Genomic DNA, 23,080 nt, shown 5'->3' with positions numbered 1-23,080 from the left:
AATCGGCGCGCGAGGTCAGCGCGCGCCTATGCACCTGAAGATGCGCAATGCCCGGGGGAAGTTGGGTGCGCCGGGCACCTTTTCCGGACAATCAGGGTGCGGGCCGTCGCGGCGTCGCGGCGGAAGTCCCGCCAACGCCCGCGAACTCCCGCGAACTCCCGCCAACTCACGCCAACTCCTGTGAACTTGGCCCACCCGCCATTAGCATCCGACCGGCCAGTAGCACGCCGCCCGAGCAGCCACCCTCGAAAGGGTCTCCTGCATGCGCTTGCCCTCCCGCGTCGCCCCCGTTGCCCTCGCCGTGGCCGCCCTCCTGCTCGGCGTCCTCCCCGTGCAGGCCCAGGCCCACCCCGACCGTTTCCCCGACCGGGTCACGGTCGGTGACCGCACCTTCATCGCCGACGGCCAAGGCCGCGCGCTCCAGTGGCGCGGCTTCAACCTCGCCGACAAGAGCAGCCGAGGCGCCAACGCGTTCGCCGACATCCACGAGAGCGACCTCAAAGGCATGGCCGCCCGGGGCTTCAACCTCGCGCGCCTCGCGTTCTTCTGGGACGACCTCGAACCCACCCCCGGGCACTACGACCGCGGCTACCTCACCAAGATGCGCCGCATCCTCGACTGGGCCAACCGCTATCACATCAAGGTCATCCTCGACGCCCACCAGGACGTATACGGCCCCCACTTCGGCTCCCGCGGCGTCCCCGACTGGGCGACCCGCGACGAGGGGCTGCCGTTCTCGCAGATACCCGACGACTGGTTCTCCGAGTACTTCGAGCCATCCGTACAGACGGCCTTTGACCACCTGTACAAGGACGCCGACCTCCGCGCCGCGCACGCTCGCATGTGGATGACGGTCGCCTCCGCCCTGGGCAGGCATCCGGCGCTGCTCGGCTACGACCTGATGAATGAGCCGTTCGCGAAGTTCCTCGAAGGCGAAGACCTCCCCGCCGCCGCGGCCCGCTTCGAGGCCACCGAGCTCACCGAGCTGTGGAACCGCCTTGCCCAGGCGATCCGCCTGGTCGACCACAGGTCGTGGGTATTCGTCGAACCCACCGTCATCGTCGGTGTCGGCGTCCCGACCCAGCTGGGCCACATCGACGACCCGCACGCCGGCTACGCGCCGCACTTCTACGAGACCGCGATGGAGACCGGCGCCGACTACGACCCCAACGGCACCTTCATCCCCGCCTACGAGGCCGCGATCAGCGACTACCCGACCCGTCACCGCATGCCGGTGATCGTGGGGGAGTGGGGCGGTAACCCCTACGTTCCGCACGCAAGCCAGTTCGTCACCGACATGACGGCCTCTCTCGACCGCTTCTCCAGTGGCTGGACGTGGTGGCAGTGGTGCCGGGGCGGCGGCTACTGCTTCCTCGACCAGACGGGCGCCGCGAAGCCCAACGCCCAGCTGCTCGTCCAGCCGTACGCGCGGGCCGTCGCGGGCGACCCGCTCAAGTTCGCGTACGACCCCGCTACACGCACCTACACGCTCACCTTCCGCACCCGCGACAACGCAGAGGGGCCCACCCGGATCACCGTGCCCAGGGACACGTATCCAGGCGGCTACCGCGTCGATATCCAAGGCAGCAAGGCCAGTTGGGACGACCACGGCCAGACCGTCACCGTGAGCACCCACGGCAGGGCCCCAGCCACCTACAGGGTCACGATCAGCCCGAGGTAGCCCACCCGATTCGCTCGGGGGCTGCGGCCCGCGGCCCCCGCATCAACTGAAGAAACCCCTTCTCCACATCACTGCGGGCAAGCACCTGTCTGCGGAGCCGGTGACACCACCTCCCCCAGGCCATGCGGCCGACGTTCACCTCACACGACCAGGTTCGCCGGCAAGGAAGCCCGAATGACTGAGTTCGCTGTCAATCGCCTCGACGGGATGACAGCTGTCTTGTCTCAGCTGTCTTGTCTCAGCGAAGTGAGTCGTCCATGTGCCGCTGACCTGTGTGGACTGGATGGGGGGAGACGCGTGGACTCGGTTCGTTGAGACAGTGTCCCGTCTCGGGCGATCTGGTCCCTCTCTCACACGACCGGGCCTCATTTGCTCGCAGCGGACCAGATTGCTGGACATGGGCAGGCCGGTTGTCCTGGCTCCGGGCTCCGGCTACCTGGTCCGGCCTCATGTGCCCTACTCCGTTCCGCTGTCCGCCCTTGCGGCACCGCACTACCTTGCCGATATGGATCTCTTCGCACGCACGTGGACCGCGTTGCGCACGGCGGTCGCCGAACTCCCCGACGAGGACTTCGGACGGCCGTCTGGCTGTACCGGCTGGCTCGTGCGGGACCTGGTGTGCCATCTGGTCATCGACGCTCAGGACGTCCTGATCACCCTCGTGACCCCCGCCGAAACGGAACCGACCCGCGACGCGGTGACCTACTGGGACGTCGCCGAAACGCCACCGACCGGCGACGACCCGCTCGACGCACTGATCGTCCGGCTGGCCGCCGCGTACGAAGAGCCTCGGTTGCTCAAGTTCCATTTCGACGACGTCGGCTCCGCCGCCGGCCGCGCCGCCGACCGTGCCGACCCGGGTCTCCGGGTCGGCACCCGCGACGAGGTCCTCACCGCGGGCGACTACCTCTCCGCGTGCGTACTGGAGTGGACCCTGCACCACCTCGACCTGGTCGCGCACCTCCACCTCCCGGACGCGGCGGAACCGCCCGCCGACGGCCTGGCCCACGCCCGCGAGATGCTGGAGAAGATCGCCGGGGCCGCGTTCCCCGCGTCGTTCTCCGACAAGGACGCGCTGCTCGTCGGCACCGGACGGCGTGCCCCGACCGACGCGGAGAAGGCCGAACTGGGCGAACTGGGCGAACTGGCCACGAAACTCCCGCTCGTCCTTGGATAATCGTCTAAAGCACTACCAGTCGTGATCAGCCGGACAAGTCCTGGCCGCGTCGGAGAACGCTGGTCAGACCCGCGACCACGGCGGTGGTGAGCACCCAGCCGACGCCGGCCAGGGCCCACGACCAGTGCAGTGCCGTCCCTCCAGGGCTCGCCCTGGCAGAACAACCGGACCTGGTATCACTGCGAAACTCCGGCGCCGGCCCGAGGTTCGCTGAGACAGAAGCCCGAACGGCTCGGTTCGTTGAGAAATCGACTCGGTCGAGTGAGACGGGACAGCAGCGGTCACCCGGTCAGGGCATGACCAGGGCGCGACGATGTACTAGAGTTATCTCGACATCGAGATATCTGCCGAGAGGCGTACCACTGCCGCGCCAGTAAGGCGTGCCTAACTTAGGCTTACCTTAATGGATGGGGCGAGGGGCTGTGACGGCAGCATTGCGGTGGTACGCGCGAATTCATGCATGAAGGAGACTGTCGTGTCGGCGAACAGCTTCGACGCCCGCAGCACGCTGCAGGTGGGCGACGAGTCGTACGAGATCTTCCGGCTGGACAAGGTCGAAGGCGCCGCGCGCCTTCCCTACAGCCTGAAGGTGCTGCTGGAGAACCTGCTCCGCACCGAGGACGGCGCGAACATCACCGCCGATCACATCCGGGCGCTCGGCGGCTGGGACTCGCAGGCCCAGCCCAGCCAGGAGATCCAGTTCACGCCGGCCCGCGTGATCATGCAGGACTTCACCGGTGTGCCGTGTGTCGTGGACCTCGCGACCATGCGTGAGGCCGTGAAGGAGCTGGGCGGCGACCCGGCGAAGATCAACCCGCTGGCGCCGGCCGAGCTGGTCATCGACCACTCCGTGATCGCCGACAAGTTCGGCACGAAGGACGCCTTCGGCCAGAACGTCGAGCTGGAGTACGGCCGCAACAAGGAGCGCTACCAGTTCCTGCGCTGGGGCCAGACCGCCTTCGACGAGTTCAAGGTCGTCCCCCCGGGCACCGGCATCGTCCACCAGGTGAACATCGAGCACCTGGCCCGTACGGTCATGGTCCGCGGCGGCCAGGCCTACCCCGACACCCTCGTCGGCACCGACTCGCACACCACCATGGTCAACGGCCTCGGCGTGCTGGGCTGGGGCGTCGGCGGCATCGAGGCCGAGGCCGCGATGCTCGGCCAGCCGGTCTCCATGCTGATCCCGCGTGTCGTCGGCTTCAAGCTGACCGGTGAGCTCAAGCCGGGCACCACCGCCACCGACCTCGTGCTGACCATCACCGAGATGCTGCGCAAGCACGGTGTCGTCGGCAAGTTCGTCGAGTTCTACGGCGAGGGCGTCGCCGCCACCTCGCTGGCCAACCGCGCCACCATCGGCAACATGTCGCCGGAGTTCGGCTCCACCGCCGCGATCTTCCCGATCGACGACGAGACCCTGAACTACCTGCGTCTGACCGGCCGCGACGCCCAGCAGGTCGCGCTCGTCGAGGCGTACGCCAAGGAGCAGGGCCTCTGGCTCGACCCGGCCGCCGAGCCGGACTTCTCCGAGAAGCTGGAGCTGGACCTCTCGACGGTCGTCCCGTCGATCGCCGGTCCGAAGCGCCCGCAGGACCGCATCGTCCTGGCCAACGCCGCCCAGCAGTTCGCGCAGGACGTCCGCAACTACGTCTCCGAGGACGAGGAGGCCGGCAAGGAGTCCTTCCCGGCGTCCGACTCCCCCGCCTCCGCCAACGGTGTGCCCTCGCGTCCGACCACGGTCACCGCCCCCGACGGCTCGACGTACGAGATCGACCACGGTGCGGTGACGGTCGCGGCCATCACCTCCTGCACCAACACCTCGAACCCGTACGTCATGGTCGCCGCCGCGCTCGTCGCGAAGAAGGCCGTGGAGAAGGGCCTGACCCGCAAGCCGTGGGTCAAGACCACCCTGGCGCCGGGCTCGAAGGTCGTCACCGACTACTTCGACAAGGCCGGTCTGACCCCGTACCTCGACAAGGTCGGCTTCAACCTCGTCGGCTACGGCTGCACCACCTGCATCGGCAACTCCGGCCCGCTGCCGGACGAGGTCTCCAAGGCCGTCAACGACCACGACCTGGCCGTCACCTCGGTGCTCTCCGGCAACCGCAACTTCGAGGGCCGGATCAACCCCGACGTCAAGATGAACTACCTGGCCTCCCCGCCGCTGGTCGTCGCCTACGCCCTCGCGGGCTCCATGAAGGTGGACATCACCAAGGACGCGCTCGGTGTGGACCAGGACGGCAAGCCGGTCCACCTGGCCGACATCTGGCCGACCGAGGCCGAGGTCAACGACGTCGTGGCGAACGCCATCGGCGAGGACATGTTCAACAAGTCCTACCAGGACGTCTTCGCGGGCGACGCCCAGTGGCAGGCGCTGCCGATCCCGACCGGCAACACCTTCGAGTGGGACCCGCAGTCCACCTACGTGCGCAAGCCCCCGTACTTCGAGGGCATGACGATGGAGACCACCCCGGTCTCCGACATCTCGGGCGCCCGTGTGCTGGCCAAGCTCGGCGACTCGGTCACCACCGACCACATCTCCCCGGCCGGTGCGATCAAGGCCGACACCCCGGCCGGCCAGTACCTCACCGGGCACGGCGTCGAGCGTCGTGACTTCAACTCCTACGGCTCGCGCCGTGGCAACCACGAGGTCATGATCCGCGGCACCTTCGCCAACATCCGCCTGCGCAACCAGATCGCGCCGGGTACGGAGGGCGGCTACACCCGCGACTTCACCCGGGCCGCCGAAGGCGACGGGGGCGCGCCCGTCTCCTTCATCTACGACGCCTCGCAGAACTACCAGGCGGCCGGCATCCCGCTGGTCATCCTGGCCGGCAAGGAGTACGGCTCCGGCTCGTCCCGCGACTGGGCCGCCAAGGGCACCGCGCTGCTCGGCGTCAAGGCCGTCATCGCCGAGTCCTACGAGCGCATCCACCGCTCGAACCTCATCGGCATGGGCGTCCTGCCGCTGCAGTTCCCGGAGGGCCGGTCCGCCGAGTCGCTCGGCCTGACCGGCGAGGAGACCTTCTCCTTCTCCGGTGTGACCGAGCTGAACGAGGGCACCACGCCGCGCACCGTCAAGGTGACCACCGACAGCGGTGTCGAGTTCGACGCGGTCGTCCGCATCGACACCCCCGGCGAGGCGGACTACTACCGCAACGGCGGCATCATGCAGTACGTGCTGCGCTCGCTGATCCGTAAGTAAGTCCCTCGCGGGACCAGGACGGGCCGCACTCCCTCGGTCGAGGGGGTGCGGCCCGTCCGTTCGCCGGTGCCGGTGCCGGTCTCGGAACATCCGGCGGTAGCCGAACCGGGTCTATGGCGCTGCGAGTAGTTCGATCTCGGCGAGGGTGGCCTTGCCGTCGGGCACCAGCCGGTAGTGCCGGTAGCTGCCCGGCCGGCCGATGCCGAAGACGCGGGTCTGGCGGTCCCAGGTGAAGGCTTCGTTCGCACGGTGGTCCAGCCGCGTCCACCGCTCGCCGTCCCGGGAGCCCTCCAGCGTCCAGCCGGCCGGTGCCGAGGTACGGTCCGCCGAGGTGAGCGTGTACGAGGTGACCCGGGCGGACCGGGTGAGGTCCACCGGGGCACCGGTCAGTTCGGCCGCGCTGTCGGAGCTGTTGTCGAAGAGCGGACCGCCACCGGGGCCGGTCACGTCCTGGGGCGGAGACGGAACCCTGTTGTCCTGGGTGATCGACGTCGGGGTGGCGTGGGCCCCGGTGCCCCAGGTGGACGGGCGGTCGCCCATGGTGAAGTCCAGGGTGCCGCCGCGGGCGAGGAGCCGGTGCGGCAGGGCGGTGGAATTCCAGGGTTTGCCGTTCAGCCGGAGGCTTTGCACATAGACGTTGCGCGCGTTGTTACGCGGGGCCCTGATGGTGAGATCGCGGCCGTTTTCCAGGTGGACCGTGGCCTTGGTGAACAGCGGGGAGCCCACCGCGTATTCGCCCTGGCCCATCACCAGCGGATAGCAGCCGAGCGAGCTGAAGACGTACCACGCGGACATCTCACCGTTGTCCTCGTCGCCGGAGTATCCCTGGCCGATCTCACTGCCGAGGTAGAGCCGGGACATCGCCTCACGGACCTTTTCCTGGGTCTTCCAGGGCTGTCCGGCCGCGTCGTACATATAGCCGATGTGGTGCGACGGCTGATTGCTGTGCCCGTACATGCCCATACGGGTGTCGCGGGCCTCGGTCATTTCATGGATCACCTCGCCGTAGGAACCGGCGAATTCCCTGGACGCGGTCTCCGGGGTGGAGAAGTACGTATCCAGCTTCTTGGCCAGCCCGGCGCGGCCGCCGTAGAGGTTGGCCAGGCCCCGGGTGTCCTGCGGCGCGGTGAAGGCGAAGGTCCAGGCGTTGGTCTCGGTGTAGTCGTTGCCCCAGACCCGGGGGTCGAACTTATCGGGCGGCAGCCGCCAGTGGCCCTGGTCGTCCTTGCCCTGGAAGAACCCGACCTGGTCGTCGAAGAGCTTTACGTAATTCTGGGCGCGCCCCAGGAAATAGGCGGATTCTTCCTTGTAGCGGGGCTTTTTGGTCTTCTCGTACAGCGCCTTGCCCATGCGGGCGATGCCGAAGTCGTTGAGATAGCCCTCCAGCGCCCAGGACATGCCCTCGCGGGTGTCGGTACTCGTATAGCCGAGGAAGGGGGCGGTGTTCATGCCCTTGCGGCCGACACCCGGGTTCGGCGGGGCGACGGTGGCGTTCTTGACGGCCGCGGCGTAGGCCGCTTCGGCATCGAATTTCACCCCCTTGGCGTAGGCGTCGGCGAAGGCCACATCGGAACTCGTACCGGTCATCAGGTCCGCATAGCCGGGTGAGGACCAGCGGGAGATCCAGCCGCCGTCCTTGTACTGCTGGACGAAGCCGTCGACCATTTTCCCGGCCCGTCCCGGGGTGAGCAGGGAGTAGGCGGGCCAGGTGGTCCGGTAGGTGTCCCAGAAGCCGTTGTTGACGTAGACCTCACCGTCGACGATCTTCGAGCCGGTGTGCGTCGGGGTGTCCTGGCCGGTCTGCGGCGAGAAGGGGCTGGCATAGCGGCTGCGCGAGGCGACCTGTTCGAAGCCGGAGTTGGGGTAGAGATAGAGGCGGTAGAGATTGGAGTAGAGGGTGGTGAGCTGGTCGCGGCTCGCGCCCTGGACCTCGATCCGGCCCAGGAGGTCGTCCCACTGCGACTGCGCCCGGTCCCTGACGCCGGCGAATGTCGCGCCGGCCGGGATCTCCCGGTTCAGATTCGCCTTCGCCTGGTCCACGCTGATCAGGGAGGTGGCGATCCGCATCGTGACGGTGTGGTCCGCCCCGGGCGCGAAGCGGAGATAGCCGGTGACCTCCTTGCCGGCTCCGCCCTCGAGCTTGCCGCCGCCGGTGACCGGGGCGTCGAAGACGCCGTAGACGAAGAGCCGGGTGGCGCCGACGGACAGTCCGCTCCTGACGTCCGAGAAGCCGGTGACGACCCCGCGCCCGGTGTCCAGGCTCAGCCCGCCCTTGGTGTTGACGTTGTCGAAGATCAGGCTCGCCCGGTCGCCGGGGAAGGTGAAGCGCATCAGCGCGGCGTGGTCGGTCGGGGTGATCTCCGTCTTGAGGCCGTTGTCGAAGGTCACGCCGTAGTAGTGCGGCTTCGCGGTCTCGTTGGCGTGGTGGAAGGGCAGCGCACGGCCGGTGCGCGAGGCATCCGGGGTGCCGGCCACGGCGGACGGCATGACCTGGAAGGTCTGCCGGTCTCCCATCCACGGGCTCGGCTCATGGCTGGCGCTGAAGGCCTGGAGGGTGGGGAGGTTGTCGGCGTTGTTCTTCCGCGCGTATTCGTAGAGCCAGTCGGCGGAGCCGGCGTTGGTGACCGGGGTCCAGAAGTTGAAGCCGTTGGGGACGGCCGTGGCGGGGAAGGTGTTGCCGCGCGAGAAGCTGCCGCTGGAGAGCGTGCCGCGGGTGGTGACGGCGTAGTCGGAGAGATGGGCGAGCGGCTTGTCGGGGGCCTCGGGGCCGAGGGTGATGTCATCGACCCAGCCGCGGAAGGCCGGTGCGGTCCGCGGAGCCCTGGGCGCGTCGTAGGCAACCAGGATCCGGTCGACGGTCTTGCCGGCCGCGACCGTGCCGATCCGTGATTCCCGGTTGTTCCACTGGTTGACGTACAGCGTCTTGGAGGCCGCCTGGCCCTGCGGTGTCAGCGGCGCGCCGTGCTGGTCGACGGCGGACAGCTCGCTGAGATAGGTGCCGTCGGTGAAGGCCAGATCGACCGAGGTGTGGGTCGCCGGGTAGTCCGGATCACGCTTCGCCATTTCGGGGAAGATCTTGTACGAGAGCGAAGTGGCCGCGGTGACCGGGAGGTTGACGTCGAAGATCTTGTTGTACGAGTAGCCATGGCCGTCCGCGGTGTGGGTGCCGGCGTAGCGCAGCGCATGGGTGCCGCTGAAGCCGGCGTGCGCCTTGGCGGTGGGGGAGTCGCCGGGGCCGGTGTCGGGCGCGGTGCTCATACCGGGAGCCGCGGGGGTGGTCTGCGGGCCGACGCCGGAGGCCCTGGGGCTGCCGGCGGGGCCGGTGTCGACGGTGTCGGTCCAGTCCGGCTGCGGGTCGCCGGATTCGAAGGAGGAGCGGAACTGTGTTGCCCCCTGGGGCTTTCGGGACGGCGCGGCCTGAGCCACACCCGCGGGGCCTTGCACGGTGATGAGGAGCAGAGCGGCCGCCGCGAGGGCGGCGGGGCGGGTGATCCCCCGCAGTGGACGGTGCCGGTGTCTGAGCCGCACGCGAGCCCTCTCAACGGGATTGACATCGTTGTCAGTTACATGGCGCCACGATAAACAGAGATAAGTAAGGTGCGTGGGAACTTTGGTGTCAAGGGTGCCGCTGAGATCGGTGGGCCGTCGTGTCGCCGGGCGGTCCGGGAGGGTGGCGTCCGGGCGAATCCCGTGCATGGCGGGGAGGTCTCAACTAGGGAAAGACTGCCGGCCAACCCTGTATTCGATCTTGCCCCTGCGGCCGGAAGTGGACTATACCTGTCGGCGTCCGACCGGCCGTACGTCCACGACGTCCACGGTCCCGGATCCGGGGGGAAGGCGGGAACGGATGACTGCCCCGCATTTCTCTGGCGCGCCCGGTGCACATCCCGTACAACTCAGCTTCATCTGACCCGCGGTGCCGGGGTGGCTCCGGTACACCGCCTGAGTCCTGAAGAAGGCGAGGACTTGAGCATGGGATCCACCTCTGCATTCAACCGTCGCGATCTGGTCAAGCGGGCCGCGGCCCTGGGGATCATCGCCGTACCGTCCATGGGAGTGCTGTCGGCGTGTGCCGGCGGCGGTGGCGGTGGCGATAACAAGGTCGAAAAGGGCAAGAAGTCGGCCAGGAATCCGCTCGCGGTCAATGATTCGGCCGGCCTCGATGTGGTCATCTTCGACGGCGGATTCGGCGACAAGTACGCCAAGGGCGCGCAGGGCGAGTACGTCAAGTCCTTCCCGAAGGCCGACGGCAAGGTCAAGCTCTCCTCGACCCAGAAGATCCAGTCGACGCTGCAGCCGCGCTTCAACGGCGGAAACCCCCCGGACCTCGTCGACAACTCCGGTGCGGAACAGATGGACTTCGGCACCCTGGTGGCCAAGGACCAGCTGACCGACCTCACCGCGCTTCTCGACGCCCCCTCCATCGACGATCCGAACAAGAAGGTGCGCGACACGCTGCGCCCGGGTGTCGTCGAAATGGGCCAGTTCGGCGGCAAGGAAACCTGGATCCTCTACTACGCGTACACGGTCTACGGAGTCTGGTACTCCAAGAGCAATCTGCAGAAGCTGGACGCGGAATATCCGCAGACCTGGGACGACATGCTGGCCCTCTGCGCGAAGGCCAAGAAGAAGGGCGTCGCGGGCTGGACGTACCCGGGCAAGTACCCGTACTACCTGCCCTTCAGCCTGTACCCGTTCATCGCCAAGATCGGTGGTGAAGAGGTCCTGCGGAAGATCGACAATCTGGAGCCGGACGCCTGGAAGGACCCGGCGGTCAAGGCGGCCTTCGATGCCTACTACGAGCTCTACAAGAAGGGCTATGTCCTCAAGGGCTCGCCCGGCCTGGACCACCTGCAGTCGCAGAAGGCGTGGGCCGAGGGCAAGGCGCTGTTCATCCCCAACGGTTCCTGGGTGGAGAACGAGTCGGCCAAGCAGATCGCCAAGAACCCGCACTTCGACCTCGCGGTCGGCGCCCCCTCCAGCCTGTCGACGTCCGACAAGATGCCGTACGGCACCATCTGGGCCTCGGGCGGCGAGCCGTACATCGTCCCGCGCAAGGCCCGCAACGCCGAGGGCGGTATGGAACTGCTGCGCATCATGCTCGGCAAGAAGTCCTCGCAGAATTTCATCAAGCAGGTCGCCTCGCTCACCTCCCTCAACGGCGGCACCGAGGGCCTGACGCTCCCGCCGGGTCTGGCATCGGCGCAGGTGGCGCTGCAGAAAGCCGGCCGGAACATCGTCAATCCGCGGTTGCAGGACTGGTATGTGGCGCTGCAGAAGGAGCGGATCGGCGTCGGTGCGCTGGGCGAGATGATGGCCGGCCGTATGACGCCCGACGAGGCCATCAAGAAGATCCAGAAGTACGCGGACGACACCCGCGACGACTCCAGCGTCAAGAAGTACAAGCGCTGACCGACGGCCGGTCCGATGCGTCACCGGCGGTGGCAAACGCAGGGAGAGAACGGGATCGGTAGTCATGAAGCACGGTAAGTACCGTTTCATCGCGGGGTTCTTGGTCCTCCCGCTGGCGATTTACGCGATCTTCGTGATCTCGCCCTTTGTGCAGGCCATTTACTACTCCTTCACGGACTGGACCGGCCTGAGTCCGGACCTGAAGATGGTCGGCTTCGACAACTATGCGCGCCTCTTCAAGGACGATGTCTTCTGGTCCGCGGTGGGCAACAGCGTGACGCTGTTGCTGCTCCTGCCGGTGGTGACGCTCTCGCTCGGGCTCTTCTTCGCCTTTATGCTCAACGTCGGTGGCCGCCGCCGGAAGAAGGCGGTCATCGGCGGGGTGCGCGGCTCGGGCACCTACAAAATTCTCTACTTCTTCCCACAGGTGCTGTCGGTCCCGATCGTCGCACTGCTGTTCCAGTTCGCCTACAACCCGGAGAGCGGTGCACTCAACGCCTTCTTCAAGGCGATCGGGCTCGGCACTGTGCAGCCGGACTGGCTCGGCGATCCGCAGCTCGCGCTGTGGTGCGTCATGGCCGCAATGGTGTGGGCCAATGTCGGTTTCTATGTCGTGCTCTTCTCCGCCGGCATGAGCTCCATCCCGAAGGACTTCTACGAGGCCGCGCTGCTGGACGGCGCGAACCGCCTCAACACGTTCTTCCGGATCACCCTGCCGCTGTTGTGGGACACCGTCCAGACCGGCTGGATCTATATGGGCATCCTCGCCCTGGACGTTTCGGCCTTCGCATTCGTGCAGATCATGAGCGTCGGTCCGGGCGGCCCCGACTATTCGACCGAGGTCCTTCCGCTGTACGTGTACCAGAAGACCTTCCGCGACGGTCAGGCCGGATATGCGACGGCCATCGGCGTTTCCCTGCTGATCGTGACCCTCGTCTTCTCGGCCGTCGTGATGCGGCTGGGACGACGCGAGCGACTGGAGTTCTGATGAGTGCGCAGACGGATCCCGCGGACCTCCCGGGTGTGACGAAGGAGCAGGAGCCGTCTTCGGCCGGCTCGCGGCTTCCGGGGCAGCGCCGCGGACAGGACGGGAAGGGCGGCGCCCGCTCCGGCGGCAGCAGCAGTGCGGGCAGGACCCTCAACGTCTTCTCCCACGGAGTCCTGGTGATCTGGGGCCTGTTGGTCACCATGCCGCTGCTGTGGGCGGTGGTGAGCTCCTTCAAGGACGACACCGAGATCTTCGGTTCGCCCTGGGGGCTGCCGTCGGTCCTGCACTTCGACAACTGGTCCCGCGCCTGGGACAAGGCGAACATGGGGCAGTACTTCCTCAACTCGCTGATCGTCGTGGGCGGTTCACTGATCGGCACGATGCTGCTGGGCGCGATGGCGGCGTATGTACTGGCCCGCTTCGACTTCCCGGGCAACCGCTTCGTCTACTTCCTGTTCGTGGGCGGGATGGGCTTCCCGGTCATCCTGGCGCTGGTACCGCTGTTCTTCGTCATGAAGAACATGGCGCTGCTGGACACCTACCACGGGCTGATCCTGGTCTACATCGCCTACTCCCTGCCGTTCACGGTCTTCTTCCTCAGCGGTTTCTTCAGGACGCTGCCCACCTCGGTCGCCGAAGCGGCGCTCATCGACGGCGCCTCGCACACCCGCACCTTCTTCCAGGTGATGCTGCCGATGGCCAAGCCCGGCCTGATCAGCGTCGGGATCTTCAACTTCCTCGGGCAGTGGAATCAGTACCTGCTGCCGACGGTGCTCAACGTCGGGGACCCGGACAAGAAGATGCTGACGCAGGGGCTGGTGGCGCTGGCGGTGAGCCAGGGCTACAAGGGGGACTGGTCCGGTCTGTTCGCAGGGCTGACGATTGCGATGCTGCCGGTGCTCGCCGCGTACATCATCTTCCAGCGTCAGGTGGTGGCCGGTCTGACCGCCGGGGCGCTCAAGTAACGGGGCGCGGTCCGGGAGCTTGCCCGCCGGCCGACGGCCGGCGATGGATTTGCGCCACCTTGCCGTACCGCGGAATAGGTGCGCGGGGGCGGCCCCGCTGCGGCGGAGCCGCCCCCTCCGGCTTCCCGGAAAGGCCGGTCCTGATCATGTGTGGGCTCAACGCCTTGACGAGACTTCCCGGCTGGAGTTCTGCTTAGGGTTCACATGTTGAATCGAGGGCCGCCCCCCAAAGGTGTGGGTGCGGCCGCGGGCGGTCGTTGTGCCTCCCCCAGTCACCACTGGGAGGCACCCCCGGCCCCAGACGGGAGTGGATGAGTCGATGGAGACTCCGGGGTCGCAGTCCTCGCTGCACCGGGCCAATCTGGAGCGGGTCGTACGTGCGGTGCGCATGGCGGGCTCACTCACCCAGGCGGAGATCGCCCGGAGCACAGGGCTGTCCGCGGCCACCGTTTCCAACATCGTTCGTGAGTTGAAGGACGGCGGGACCGTTGAGGTGACCCCGACCTCGGCGGGTGGGCGGCGGGCGCGCAGCGTCTCCCTCGCCGGCGATGCGGGCATCGTCGTAGGGGTCGATTTCGGGCATTCCCATCTGCGCGTGGCGGTCGGCAACCTCGCCCACCAGGTGCTCGCCGAGGAGGCCGAGCCGATCGATGTGGACGCCTCCGCAGCCGAGGGCTTCGACCGGGCGGAACAGCTGGTCAATCGCTTGATCGCGGCAACCGGCCTGGATGCCGGCAAGGTCATCGGCGTCGGCCTGGGCGTGCCGGGGCCCATCGATGTCGAGTCCGGGACGCTGGGCTCGACGGCGATCCTGCCGGGCTGGTCGGGGACGAACCCCGGCCAGGAGCTGTCCGGGCGCCTCGGGGTGCCCGTCCACGTCGACAACGACGCCAACCTCGGCGCGCTGGGCGAGCTGGTGTGGGGCGGTGGCCGCGGGGCCGCCGATCTGGCGTACATCAAGGTCGCCAGCGGTGTCGGCGCCGGGCTGGTGATCAGCGGGCAGATCTACCGGGGGCCGGGCGGCACGGCGGGCGAGATCGGGCACATCACGCTGGACGAGTCCGGCCCGGTGTGCCGCTGCGGGAACCGCGGCTGCCTGGAGACCTTCACCGCCGCCCGGTACGTCCTCCCGCTGCTGCAGCCGAGCCACGGTCCCGATCTGACCATGGCGCGGGTGGTGCAGCTGGCCCGCGAGGGTGACCCGGGCTGTCGGCGGGTCATTGCGGATGTCGGCCGCTATATCGGTAGCGGAGTGGCGAATCTGTGCAATCTGCTCAATCCCAGCAGGGTGGTGCTCGGCGGAGATCTTGCCGAGGCCGGTGAGCTGGTCCTGGCGCCGATCCGGGAATCGGTGTCGCGGTACGCAATCCCCAGCGCGGCGCGGCAGTTGGGGATCGTTCCCGGCACGCTCGGGGGCCGCGCGGAGGTGCTCGGCGCGCTGGCTCTGGTGCTGAGCGAGATGGGTGATTCGACCCTGCTCGACGGTGCGCGGGGCGCGGACGCCCCCGCCCCGGCGTGAAAGCGCTGAGTTCACACAGCTAACGCATGGCACCGTTGTCATCTCGTTAAGGATTTACTCCTTGACGGTCGGCTGGCGGCCGAGTTGACTTCCAGCCACCTCGGCCGCAACGACGCGGCCACGTCAGGGAGGCAACCCCAATGAACGTATGGACGCGTCGCGTCGTCATAGGCACCGCCGCCGTCTCGATGGCGCTCTCCGTGGCTGCGTGCGGTAAGGCCGGCGACAACGCCAAGGGCGGCGGTGGCGACAACAAGACCATCGGCCTGCTCCTGCCGGAGAACAAGACCACGCGTTACGAGACCTTCGACCGCCCGCTGATGGAGGCGAAGATCAAGGAGCTGTGCAGTGACTGCACGGTCAAGTACAACAACGCGGCGCAGGAGACCGAGACCCAGAAGAAGCAGTTCGACGCGCTGATCACCCAGGGCGTCAAGGTGATCATTCTGGACCCCGTCGACTTCAAGGCGACCAAGTCCTGGGTGAACCAGGCCGCCAAGAAGGGCGTCAAGGTCATCGCCTACGACCGGCTGGCCGAGGGCAACATCTCCGCCTACGTGTCCTACGACAACGAGAAGATCGGCCGCCTGCAGGGCCAGGCGCTGGTCAAGGCGCTCGGCGACAAGGCCAAGGACAGCAATGTCGTCATGATCAACGGCTCGCCGACCGACCCGAACATGCCGTTCTTCAAGAAGGGCGCCCACAGCGTCCTCGACAAGCAGGTCAAGAAGATCGTGTACGAGCAGGACATCCCCGACTGGTCGTCGGACGAGGCCAACAAGAAGATGAGCGCGGCCCTCGACTCGCTCGGCAAGGACGGCGTCCAGGGCGTCTACTCCGGCAACGACGGCATGGCCGGCGGCATCATCACCGCTCTCAAGCAGAAGGGCGTCAAGGTCCCGGTCGGCGGCCAGGACGCCGAGCTGGCGGGCCTGCAGCGGCTCCTCAAGGGGGAGCAGGCGTTCACGATCTACAAGCAGATCAAGCCGCAGGCCGACTCCACGGCCGAGATCGCCGTCAAGCTCCTCAAGGGCGAGAAGATCGACTCCCTGACGTCCACCAAGGTCGACAGCCTCAGCGGCGAGGTCAAGGGCATCCCGGCAAAGCTGTACGACGCCCAGATCGTGACCAAGGACAACATCGCCTCCACGATCATCAAGGACAAGGTCTACAAGGCGAGCCAGATCTGCACCAGCGACGTCAAGAAGGCCTGCGAGGCGGCCGGCATCAAGTAAGGCCCCGGCCCACGGGCCGCAGCTCACGGCCCCACGGCTACCGGCCACGGCCTCACAGCCCAGGCGCACGCCTGCCGGCCACACGGCTCTCCGGCCACGGCCCACCGGCCCCCACAGCCCACTTCCCCGGCCCTCTGGGCCCCAGGCTCCCGGCATGCGGGGCCGCGTGGCACCCGCCCGCGGCCCCCGGCCCCGGCCCGTACCCCGCCCGGCCGCATCCCGCCCCGGGCGCGGACGCCGGACCGTTCCTCGCAAGCCCCCCGCTCCCTGCACCACCATCCCCGCCGTCGTGACGGCGGCGAAGGAGATGATTCACGTGTCCGCTACGCCTGTGCTGGCGTTGCGCGGAGTCTCCAAGCGGTTCGGCGCCGTCCAAGCACTCACGGACGTCACCCTGGAGATCCACCCCGGTGAGGTGGTCGCCCTCGTCGGCGACAACGGCGCCGGCAAGTCGACGCTTGTCAAGACCATCTCGGGCGTTCACCCCGTCGACGACGGCGCCATCGAATGGGAGGGCAAGGCGGTACGCATCGGCAAGCCGCACGACGCCCAGGAACTCGGCGTCGCCACCGTCTACCAGGACCTCGCGCTGTGCGACAACCTCGATGTCGTCGCCAACCTTTTCCTCGGCAACGAGACCCGCACCGCCGGTGTCCTCGACGAGATCGCGATGGAGAAGCGCGCCAAGGAGCTGCTGGACACCCTGTCCATCCGCATCCCCAGCGTCCGGATCCCCGTCGCGGCGCTCTCCGGCGGCCAGCGGCAGGTCGTCGCCATCGCCCGTGCGCTGATCGGCGAGCCGAAGGTCGTCATCCTCGACGAGCCCACCGCCGCCCTCGGCGTCGAGCAGACCGCCCAGGTCCTCGACCTGGTCGAGCGGCTGCGCGAGCGCGGTCTGGGCGTGATCCTCATCAGCCACAACATGGCCGATGTGCAGGCCGTCGCGGACCGGGTCGCGGTGCTGCGGCTGGGCCACAACAACGGTGTCTTCGATGTTGAGGGCACCTCCCACGAAGAGATCATCGCCGCCATCACCGGCGCCTCGGACAACGCCGTGACCCGCCGCAAGGTGCGTACGGACCAGGTGAAGAAGGAGGCCGGGGCATGAGCGACCTCACCAAGCAGCCGGCAGACGACGCCCCGAAGAACGCCCCGAAGAACGCCCCGAAGAACGCCCCGAAGGACGCCCCGGCCGCCGCGGACACCCCCCGGCCGGCCGCCGTCGACCCCCGCCTGCTCGTCCGCGAGCAGGGCTTCGCCGGATACCTCAACGACTTCAAGCGCCGGGTGCGCGGCGGTGAGCTGGGCTCGCTGCCGGTCATCATCGGGCTGATCGTGATCGCGATCGTCTTCCAGCTCAAGAACAGCAGTTTCCTGTCCGCGGACAGCATCGCGAACATCGGTGTCTACACCTCCGGCCTCGGCATCATGGCCGTCGGCATCGTCTTCGTGCTGCTGCTCGGCGAGATCGATCTGTCCGTCGGGTCGGTGGCCGGCGTCGGCGCGGCCGTGTGGGCCGTGCTCAGCGTCACCCATGGCGTCAGCGACTGGCTCGCGGTCCTGATCGCCATTGCGGCGGGTGTGGTCATCGGCGCCCTGCACGGGTTCTTTTTCGCCAAGATCGGAGTGCCGGCCTTCGTCGTCACGCTGGCCGGGTTCCTGGGCTGGAGCGGTCTGCAGATCTGGATGATGGGCAACGAGGGCTCCATCAACACGCCGAGCGGCAGTCTGGTGGAGAACCTCACCGGCTACTACTTCGAGGACAAGGCCGCCGGCTACGGCCTGGCGCTGATCGCCGTCCTCGCCTACGCCGGCTCGCTGCTGCTGGACAGCAAGCGCCGCAAGGCCGCTGAGCTGCCGTCCCGGCCGCTCAGCGAGATCCTGCTGCGCACCGGTGTGGTTGCGGTGATCGCCTTCGTCGTCGCTTACGTCCTGAACGAGCCGGCCGGCGCCCGCGGTCTGCCGCTGGCCCTGGTGCTGTTCCTCGCGGTCCTGGTCATCGCCGACTTCGTGGTGCGCCGCACCACCTACGGACGGCAGATCTTCGCGGTCGGCGGCAACGCCGAGGCGGCGCGCCGGGCGGGCATCAATGTGAACAAGATCCGGATCAGCGTCTTCGCCATCTCCGGCATGCTCGCGGCCTTCGGTGGACTGTTCATCGCCTCCCTGTCCGGTGGCGCCACCAAGAACCTGGGCTCCGGCAACACCCTGATGAACGTCATCGCGGCGGCCGTCATCGGCGGCACCAGCCTCTTCGGCGGACGGGGCAAGATCTGGTCCGCGCTGCTGGGCATGCTGGTCATCCAGTCGATCCAGCAGGGCCTGAACCTGCTCGGCATGGCCAGCGAGATCCAGTACATGATCACCGGTGCGGTGCTGCTCGCCGCCGTGGTGATCGACTCGGTCTCCCGCCGGACGCAGAAGACGGCCGGACGCACCTGACCTGAAGTCGTCGTCCGACGGTGCGGGCCCCCACCGGGCATGATCCGGTGGGGGCCGGTCCGCGTGCGGCGACGTACCCGATTCGGCACACCACAGCCCGTTTCACCCGAGTGACATACATCGCAAGGCCCGTGCGTCGCCGCGGCGGGCGCGACATTAGACTCATCTGATCGGCAGGCTCGATCCACGGCAGCAAGCAGCAAGGAGGCAGGGGTGGCGTTGCTTTCCCGTATCAGGGGACCGCGCGATCTGGACCGACTGGGCCCGGAGCAGCTCGAGCAGCTGGCGGGGGAGATCCGTACCTTCCTTGTCGACGCAGTGTCCAAGACCGGTGGGCATCTCGGGCCGAACCTCGGCGTGGTCGAGCTGACCATTGCCCTGCACCGTGTCTTCGACTCCCCGAAGGACAAGGTGCTCTTCGACACCGGGCACCAGTCCTACGTCCACAAGCTGCTCACCGGCCGTCAGGACTTCGCCAAGCTCAAGGCGAAGGGCGGCCTGTCCGGCTACCCCTCCCGCGCCGAGTCCGCGCACGACGTCATCGAGAACAGCCATGCCTCCACGGTGCTGGGCTGGGCCGAGGGCATCGCGAAGGCCAACGAGGTACGCGGTTCGGACAACCGGGTCGCCGCGGTCATCGGTGACGGTGCGCTGACCGGCGGCATGGCCTGGGAGGCGCTCAACAACATCGCCGCCGCCAAGGACCGCCCGCTCGTCATCGTCGTCAACGACAACGAGCGCTCCTACGCCCCCACCATCGGCGGACTCGCCAACCACCTGGCCACGCTGCGCACCACGGACGGCTACGAGCGCTTCCTGGCCCGCGGCAAGGACCTGCTGGAGCGCACGCCCGTCGTCGGCAAGCCGCTCTACGAGACCCTGCACGGCGCCAAGAAGGGCCTGAAGGACTTCATCGCCCCGCAGGGCATGTTCGAGGACCTCGGCCTCAAGTACGTCGGCCCCATCGACGGCCACGACATCGAGGCGCTGGAGTCCGCCCTGACGCGCGCCAAGCGCTTCGGCGGTCCGGTCATCGTCCACTGCCTCACCGAGAAGGGCCGCGGCTACCAGCCCGCCCTCCAGGACGAGGCGGACCGCTTCCACGCCGTCGGCAAGATCCACCCCGACACCGGCCTGCCCCTCTCCTCGGGCGGCAAGGACTGGACGTCCGTCTTCGGCGACGAGATGGTCGAGCTCGGCAAGGAGCGCAAGGACATCGTCGCCATCACGGCGGCCATGCTCCAGCCCGTCGGCCTGGAGAAGTTCGCCAAGGCCTTCCCCGACCGCGTCTACGACGTCGGCATCGCCGAGCAGCACGCGGCGGTCTCCGCGGCGGGCATGGCCACCGGCGGACTGCACCCGGTCTTCGCCGTCTACGCCACCTTCCTCAACCGCGCCTTCGACCAGGTGCTGATGGATGTGGCGCTGCACCGGTGCGGGGTCACCTTCGTGCTGGACCGGGCCGGTATCACCGGCACCGACGGTGCCTCGCACAACGGCATGTGGGACATGTCGATCCTGCAGGTCGTGCCCGGTCTGCGGATCGCCGCGCCGCGCGACGCCGACCAGGTCCGCGCCCAGCTGCGCGAGGCCGTGGAGGTCGATGACGCGCCCACCGTGGTGCGTTACTCCAAGGGCGCGGTCGGCCCCGCCGTCGAGGCCGTCGGCCGGGTGGGCGGCATGGATCTGCTGCGCGAGCCCGCCGAGGCCGTCAAGCGGCCGGACGTCCTGCTGGTCTCCGTGGGCGCGCTCGCCCCCATGTGCCTGGAGATCGCCGACCTCCTCGACAAGCAGGGCATCTCCACCACCGTCGTCGACCCCCGCTGGGTCAAGCCGGTCGATGCGGCACTGCCGGGGCTCGCCGCCCGGCACCGGGTCGTGGTCACCGTCGAGGACAACATCCGTTCCGGCGGCGTCGGTTCGGCCGTCGCCCAGTCGCTGCGGGACGCCGGTGTGGACGTGCCGCTGCGCGACTTCGGCATCCCCGAGCGGTTCCTCGACCATGCCTCCCGCAAGGAGGTCATGGCGGAGATCGGGCTCACCGCGCCGGACATCGCCCGCCAGGTGACCGGTCTGGTCTCCAAGATCGACGGCCGCTATGACACCGAGTCCGCCGACGCCACGGGCGTGGGCGAGCCGGCCGAGGCCGCCCGCGACTGATTTCGCAGACGACGACGCCGATGGGCCGGCCGGTCATCCGTACGGATGTTCCGCCCGGCCCATCGGCATGGACGCGGCCACACCCCATCGGGTGAATCCCCGCCGTCCGGAGGCCCGCCGAAGCCGACTGTTTCCTGACATTGCGGAGACTCGGTCAGTTCAGGAGAGTTGCGAGGGTCGTCCAGGCGGAGGTTCGCCCATGAGCACACAGCACGGCACACCACACAATTCACGCCGTAATAGCGGCCTGTTCCGGACAAAGACTGTTGAGCAGTCGATCCTGGACACCGAGGAGCCGGAGCACACGCTCAAAAAGTCCCTGTCGGCGCTCGATCTGACCGTCTTCGGCGTCGGTGTCGTCATCGGCACCGGCATCTTCGTCCTCACCGGAAAAATCGCCAAGGAGCAGGCCGGGCCTGCCGTCGCACTGTCCTTCGCCGTCGCGGGCGTGGTCTGTGCGCTGGCGGCGCTGTGTTACGCGGAGTTCGCCTCCACCGTGCCGGTCGCCGGCTCGGCCTACACCTTCTCGTACGCCTCACTGGGCGAGCTGCCGGCCTGGATCATCGGCTGGGACCTGATCCTGGAACTGGCCCTGGGCTGCGCGGTGGTGGCCGTCGGCTGGTCCGGCTATGTGCGCTCACTGCTGGACACCGCCGGGCTGCGTCTGCCCGCCCGGCTCTCCGGCACCCATGAGGGGCACTTCGGCTTCGATCTGCTCGCCAGCATCCTCGTGCTGGTGCTGACCGGCATCCTGGTGCTGGGGATGAAGCTGTCGTCGCGGGTGACGGCGGTGGTCGTCGGCATCAAGGTCACCGTCGTGCTGCTGGTCATCATCGCCGGCGCCTTCCTCGTCAACGGCGCCAACTACAGACCGTTCATCCCGCCCAGCAAGCCCAGCGAGGCCGGCGGCGGACTGGCCGCTCCGCTGTCAGAACTGATGTTCGGCTTCGCCCCGTCCAGCTTCGGGGTCATGGGCGTCTTCGCCGCGGCGGCCGTGGTCTTCTTCGCCTTCATCGGCTTCGACGTCGTGGCCACCGCCGCCGAGGAGACCCGTAACCCGCAGCGCGATGTGCCCCGCGGCATCCTCGGCTCGCTGGCCATCTGCACCGTGCTCTACGTGGCCGTGTCGGTCGTCGTCACCGGCATGGAGAAGTACAGCAAGCTCTCCACCGAGGCCCCGCTCGCCGATGCCTTCAAGAACCTCGGACACCCCTTCTTCGCGGACGTGATCAGCTTCGGCGCCGCCGTCGGCCTGACCGCGGTCTGCATGATCCTGCTGCTCGGCCAGAGCCGGGTGTTCTTCGCGATGAGCCGGGACGGGCTGCTGCCGCGGATCTTCTCGCGCGCCCACCCCCGCTTCGGGACTCCTTACCGGTCGACCATCGCGCTGGGCCTCGTCGTCGCCGTCGTCTCCGGCTTCACCTCGATCGACGAACTCGCCGAACTGGTCAACATCGGCACCCTCTTCGCGTTCGTCGTGGTGGCCCTCGGCGTCGTCCTGCTCCGCCGCTCCCGGCCTGATCTGCACCGTTCCTTCCGCACCCCGTGGGTGCCGGTGGTGCCGCTGCTGTCCGTGCTGGCCTCGCTGTGGCTGATGCTCAATCTGCCCGCGGAGACCTGGGTCCGGTTCGGGATCTGGATGGTGGTCGGCTTCGGCATCTACTTCCTGTACGGGCGCTCGCGCAGCCGCCTCGGCATCCGCAACCGGCAGGCCGGCAAGGGCTGACCCCCGGCCCCGCGCCCTACGCCTCGTCGCGTCCCCGGCCCCGCACCGCCCGCGGTCCCGTCACCCGGGCCCCCAGCGCCTGGACCCGCTGCCGCAGTTCACGGTCCGCGGTGACCACCAGACAGTCCCGGTCGCCGCACTCCTCCGCCACCAGCTGCACGATCCGGTCGTCGCCGCTGCCGCTCGCCGGCACCACCCGTACGCCCTCGACGGACTCGACCCCGCGCGCCGCGCCCTCCACCACCAAAACCAGCTCCACGGGCGGCGCCACCAGCCCCGGCAGCCCCTTGTCGGGGTACTCGGACAGCGCGTCGCGCAGCCGCTCCGCCGCTCCGCGCCGGTCGCGCCACCAGCCGTCGGGCACCGAGCCGACGACATTCGCGGCATCGACAATGACCATGGGATCCATGCCGCCACTGTCCCACGCCGGGGAGGGCGGGTCCCGCGGCCGTCAGGGCCGGCCGGGCCGGCGGGGCCGGGCCGGCGGTCGGTGACGTATGAAGCGGGCGGGCGGTGACGCATGAAGGCGTGGGCCGGCTCCGCCGAGCCGGCCCACGCCTTCATACGATC

At 68.2% G+C, this 23,080-nt stretch carries 14 protein-coding genes; 12 read left to right on the top strand and 2 right to left on the bottom strand.

Annotated elements, in window-relative coordinates; all coding sequences use genetic code 11:
- The first annotated feature begins 262 nt into the window (after positions 1-262).
- From ACWGJY_RS11815 to acnA, 3 genes are all read left to right on the top strand, one after another.
- A complete protein-coding gene (locus tag ACWGJY_RS11815; protein ID WP_453260623.1) occupies positions 263-1,681 on the top strand; it encodes a cellulase family glycosylhydrolase in 1,419 nt (472 codons plus the stop codon).
- A 505-nt stretch (positions 1,682-2,186) separates the two neighbouring features.
- Positions 2,187-2,858 (top strand): maleylpyruvate isomerase N-terminal domain-containing protein, encoded by a 672-nt coding sequence (locus tag ACWGJY_RS11810; RefSeq protein ID WP_453260633.1) that lies wholly within the window; start codon positions 2,187-2,189, stop codon positions 2,856-2,858.
- Positions 2,859-3,333: 475 nt separating this feature from the next.
- Complete coding sequence (acnA, locus tag ACWGJY_RS11805; protein WP_453260622.1) at positions 3,334-6,063, top strand: aconitate hydratase AcnA; 2,730 nt, start codon at positions 3,334-3,336, stop codon at positions 6,061-6,063.
- A gap of 111 nt (positions 6,064-6,174) precedes the next feature.
- Here the strand turns inward: acnA and ACWGJY_RS11800 are convergent, their stop codons facing one another.
- Positions 6,175-9,591 carry a GH92 family glycosyl hydrolase gene (locus tag ACWGJY_RS11800; protein ID WP_453260621.1) on the bottom strand — a complete coding sequence of 1,139 codons (3,417 nt, stop codon included), beginning with the start codon at positions 9,589-9,591 and terminating at the stop codon, positions 6,175-6,177.
- A gap of 444 nt (positions 9,592-10,035) precedes the next feature.
- Between ACWGJY_RS11800 and ngcE the strand changes: the two genes are divergently transcribed.
- The 9 genes from ngcE to ACWGJY_RS11755 all read left to right on the top strand — a co-directional run bounded on the left by ngcE (position 10,036) and on the right by ACWGJY_RS11755 (position 22,510).
- Complete coding sequence (gene ngcE, locus ACWGJY_RS11795; RefSeq protein WP_453260620.1) at positions 10,036-11,475, top strand: N-acetylglucosamine/diacetylchitobiose ABC transporter substrate-binding protein; 1,440 nt, start codon at positions 10,036-10,038, stop codon at positions 11,473-11,475.
- 64 nt (positions 11,476-11,539) lie between these two features.
- Positions 11,540-12,463 (top strand): carbohydrate ABC transporter permease, encoded by a 924-nt coding sequence (locus ACWGJY_RS11790; protein ID WP_453260619.1) that lies wholly within the window; start codon positions 11,540-11,542, stop codon positions 12,461-12,463.
- The gene (locus ACWGJY_RS11785) at positions 12,463-13,428 is read left to right on the top strand and encodes a carbohydrate ABC transporter permease (RefSeq protein WP_453260618.1); all 966 of its coding nucleotides are present in this window, start codon (positions 12,463-12,465) and stop codon (positions 13,426-13,428) included. Before ACWGJY_RS11790 ends, ACWGJY_RS11785 begins: the two co-directional genes overlap by 1 nt.
- Before the next feature lie 319 nt (positions 13,429-13,747).
- Entirely contained in the window at positions 13,748-14,947 is a 1,200-nt protein-coding gene (locus ACWGJY_RS11780) for an ROK family transcriptional regulator (protein ID WP_453260617.1), read from the top strand.
- Between the two features lie 140 nt (positions 14,948-15,087).
- Positions 15,088-16,182, top strand: a complete 1,095-nt coding sequence (locus ACWGJY_RS11775; RefSeq protein WP_453260616.1) for a substrate-binding domain-containing protein — start codon at positions 15,088-15,090, stop codon at positions 16,180-16,182.
- Positions 16,183-16,489: 307 nt separating this feature from the next.
- Positions 16,490-17,290 (top strand): ATP-binding cassette domain-containing protein, encoded by an 801-nt coding sequence (locus ACWGJY_RS11770; RefSeq protein ID WP_453260615.1) that lies wholly within the window; start codon positions 16,490-16,492, stop codon positions 17,288-17,290.
- Positions 17,287-18,624 (top strand): sugar ABC transporter permease, encoded by a 1,338-nt coding sequence (locus tag ACWGJY_RS11765; protein WP_453260614.1) that lies wholly within the window; start codon positions 17,287-17,289, stop codon positions 18,622-18,624. Before ACWGJY_RS11770 ends, ACWGJY_RS11765 begins: the two co-directional genes overlap by 4 nt.
- A gap of 213 nt (positions 18,625-18,837) precedes the next feature.
- Positions 18,838-20,784 (top strand): 1-deoxy-D-xylulose-5-phosphate synthase, encoded by a 1,947-nt coding sequence (dxs, locus tag ACWGJY_RS11760; protein WP_453260613.1) that lies wholly within the window; start codon positions 18,838-18,840, stop codon positions 20,782-20,784.
- A 199-nt stretch (positions 20,785-20,983) separates the two neighbouring features.
- Positions 20,984-22,510 carry an amino acid permease gene (locus ACWGJY_RS11755; protein ID WP_453260612.1) on the top strand — a complete coding sequence of 509 codons (1,527 nt, stop codon included), beginning with the start codon at positions 20,984-20,986 and terminating at the stop codon, positions 22,508-22,510.
- A 16-nt stretch (positions 22,511-22,526) separates the two neighbouring features.
- Here ACWGJY_RS11755 and ACWGJY_RS11750 read toward each other — a convergent pair whose 3' ends face one another.
- Positions 22,527-22,919 carry an NTP pyrophosphohydrolase gene (locus ACWGJY_RS11750; protein ID WP_453260611.1) on the bottom strand — a complete coding sequence of 131 codons (393 nt, stop codon included), beginning with the start codon at positions 22,917-22,919 and terminating at the stop codon, positions 22,527-22,529.
- Positions 22,920-23,080 lie beyond the last annotated feature (161 nt).

It is taken from the genome of Streptomyces sp. NPDC054765, from assembly GCF_053612065.1.
This window is presented reverse-complemented; position numbering and strand designations above follow the sequence as displayed.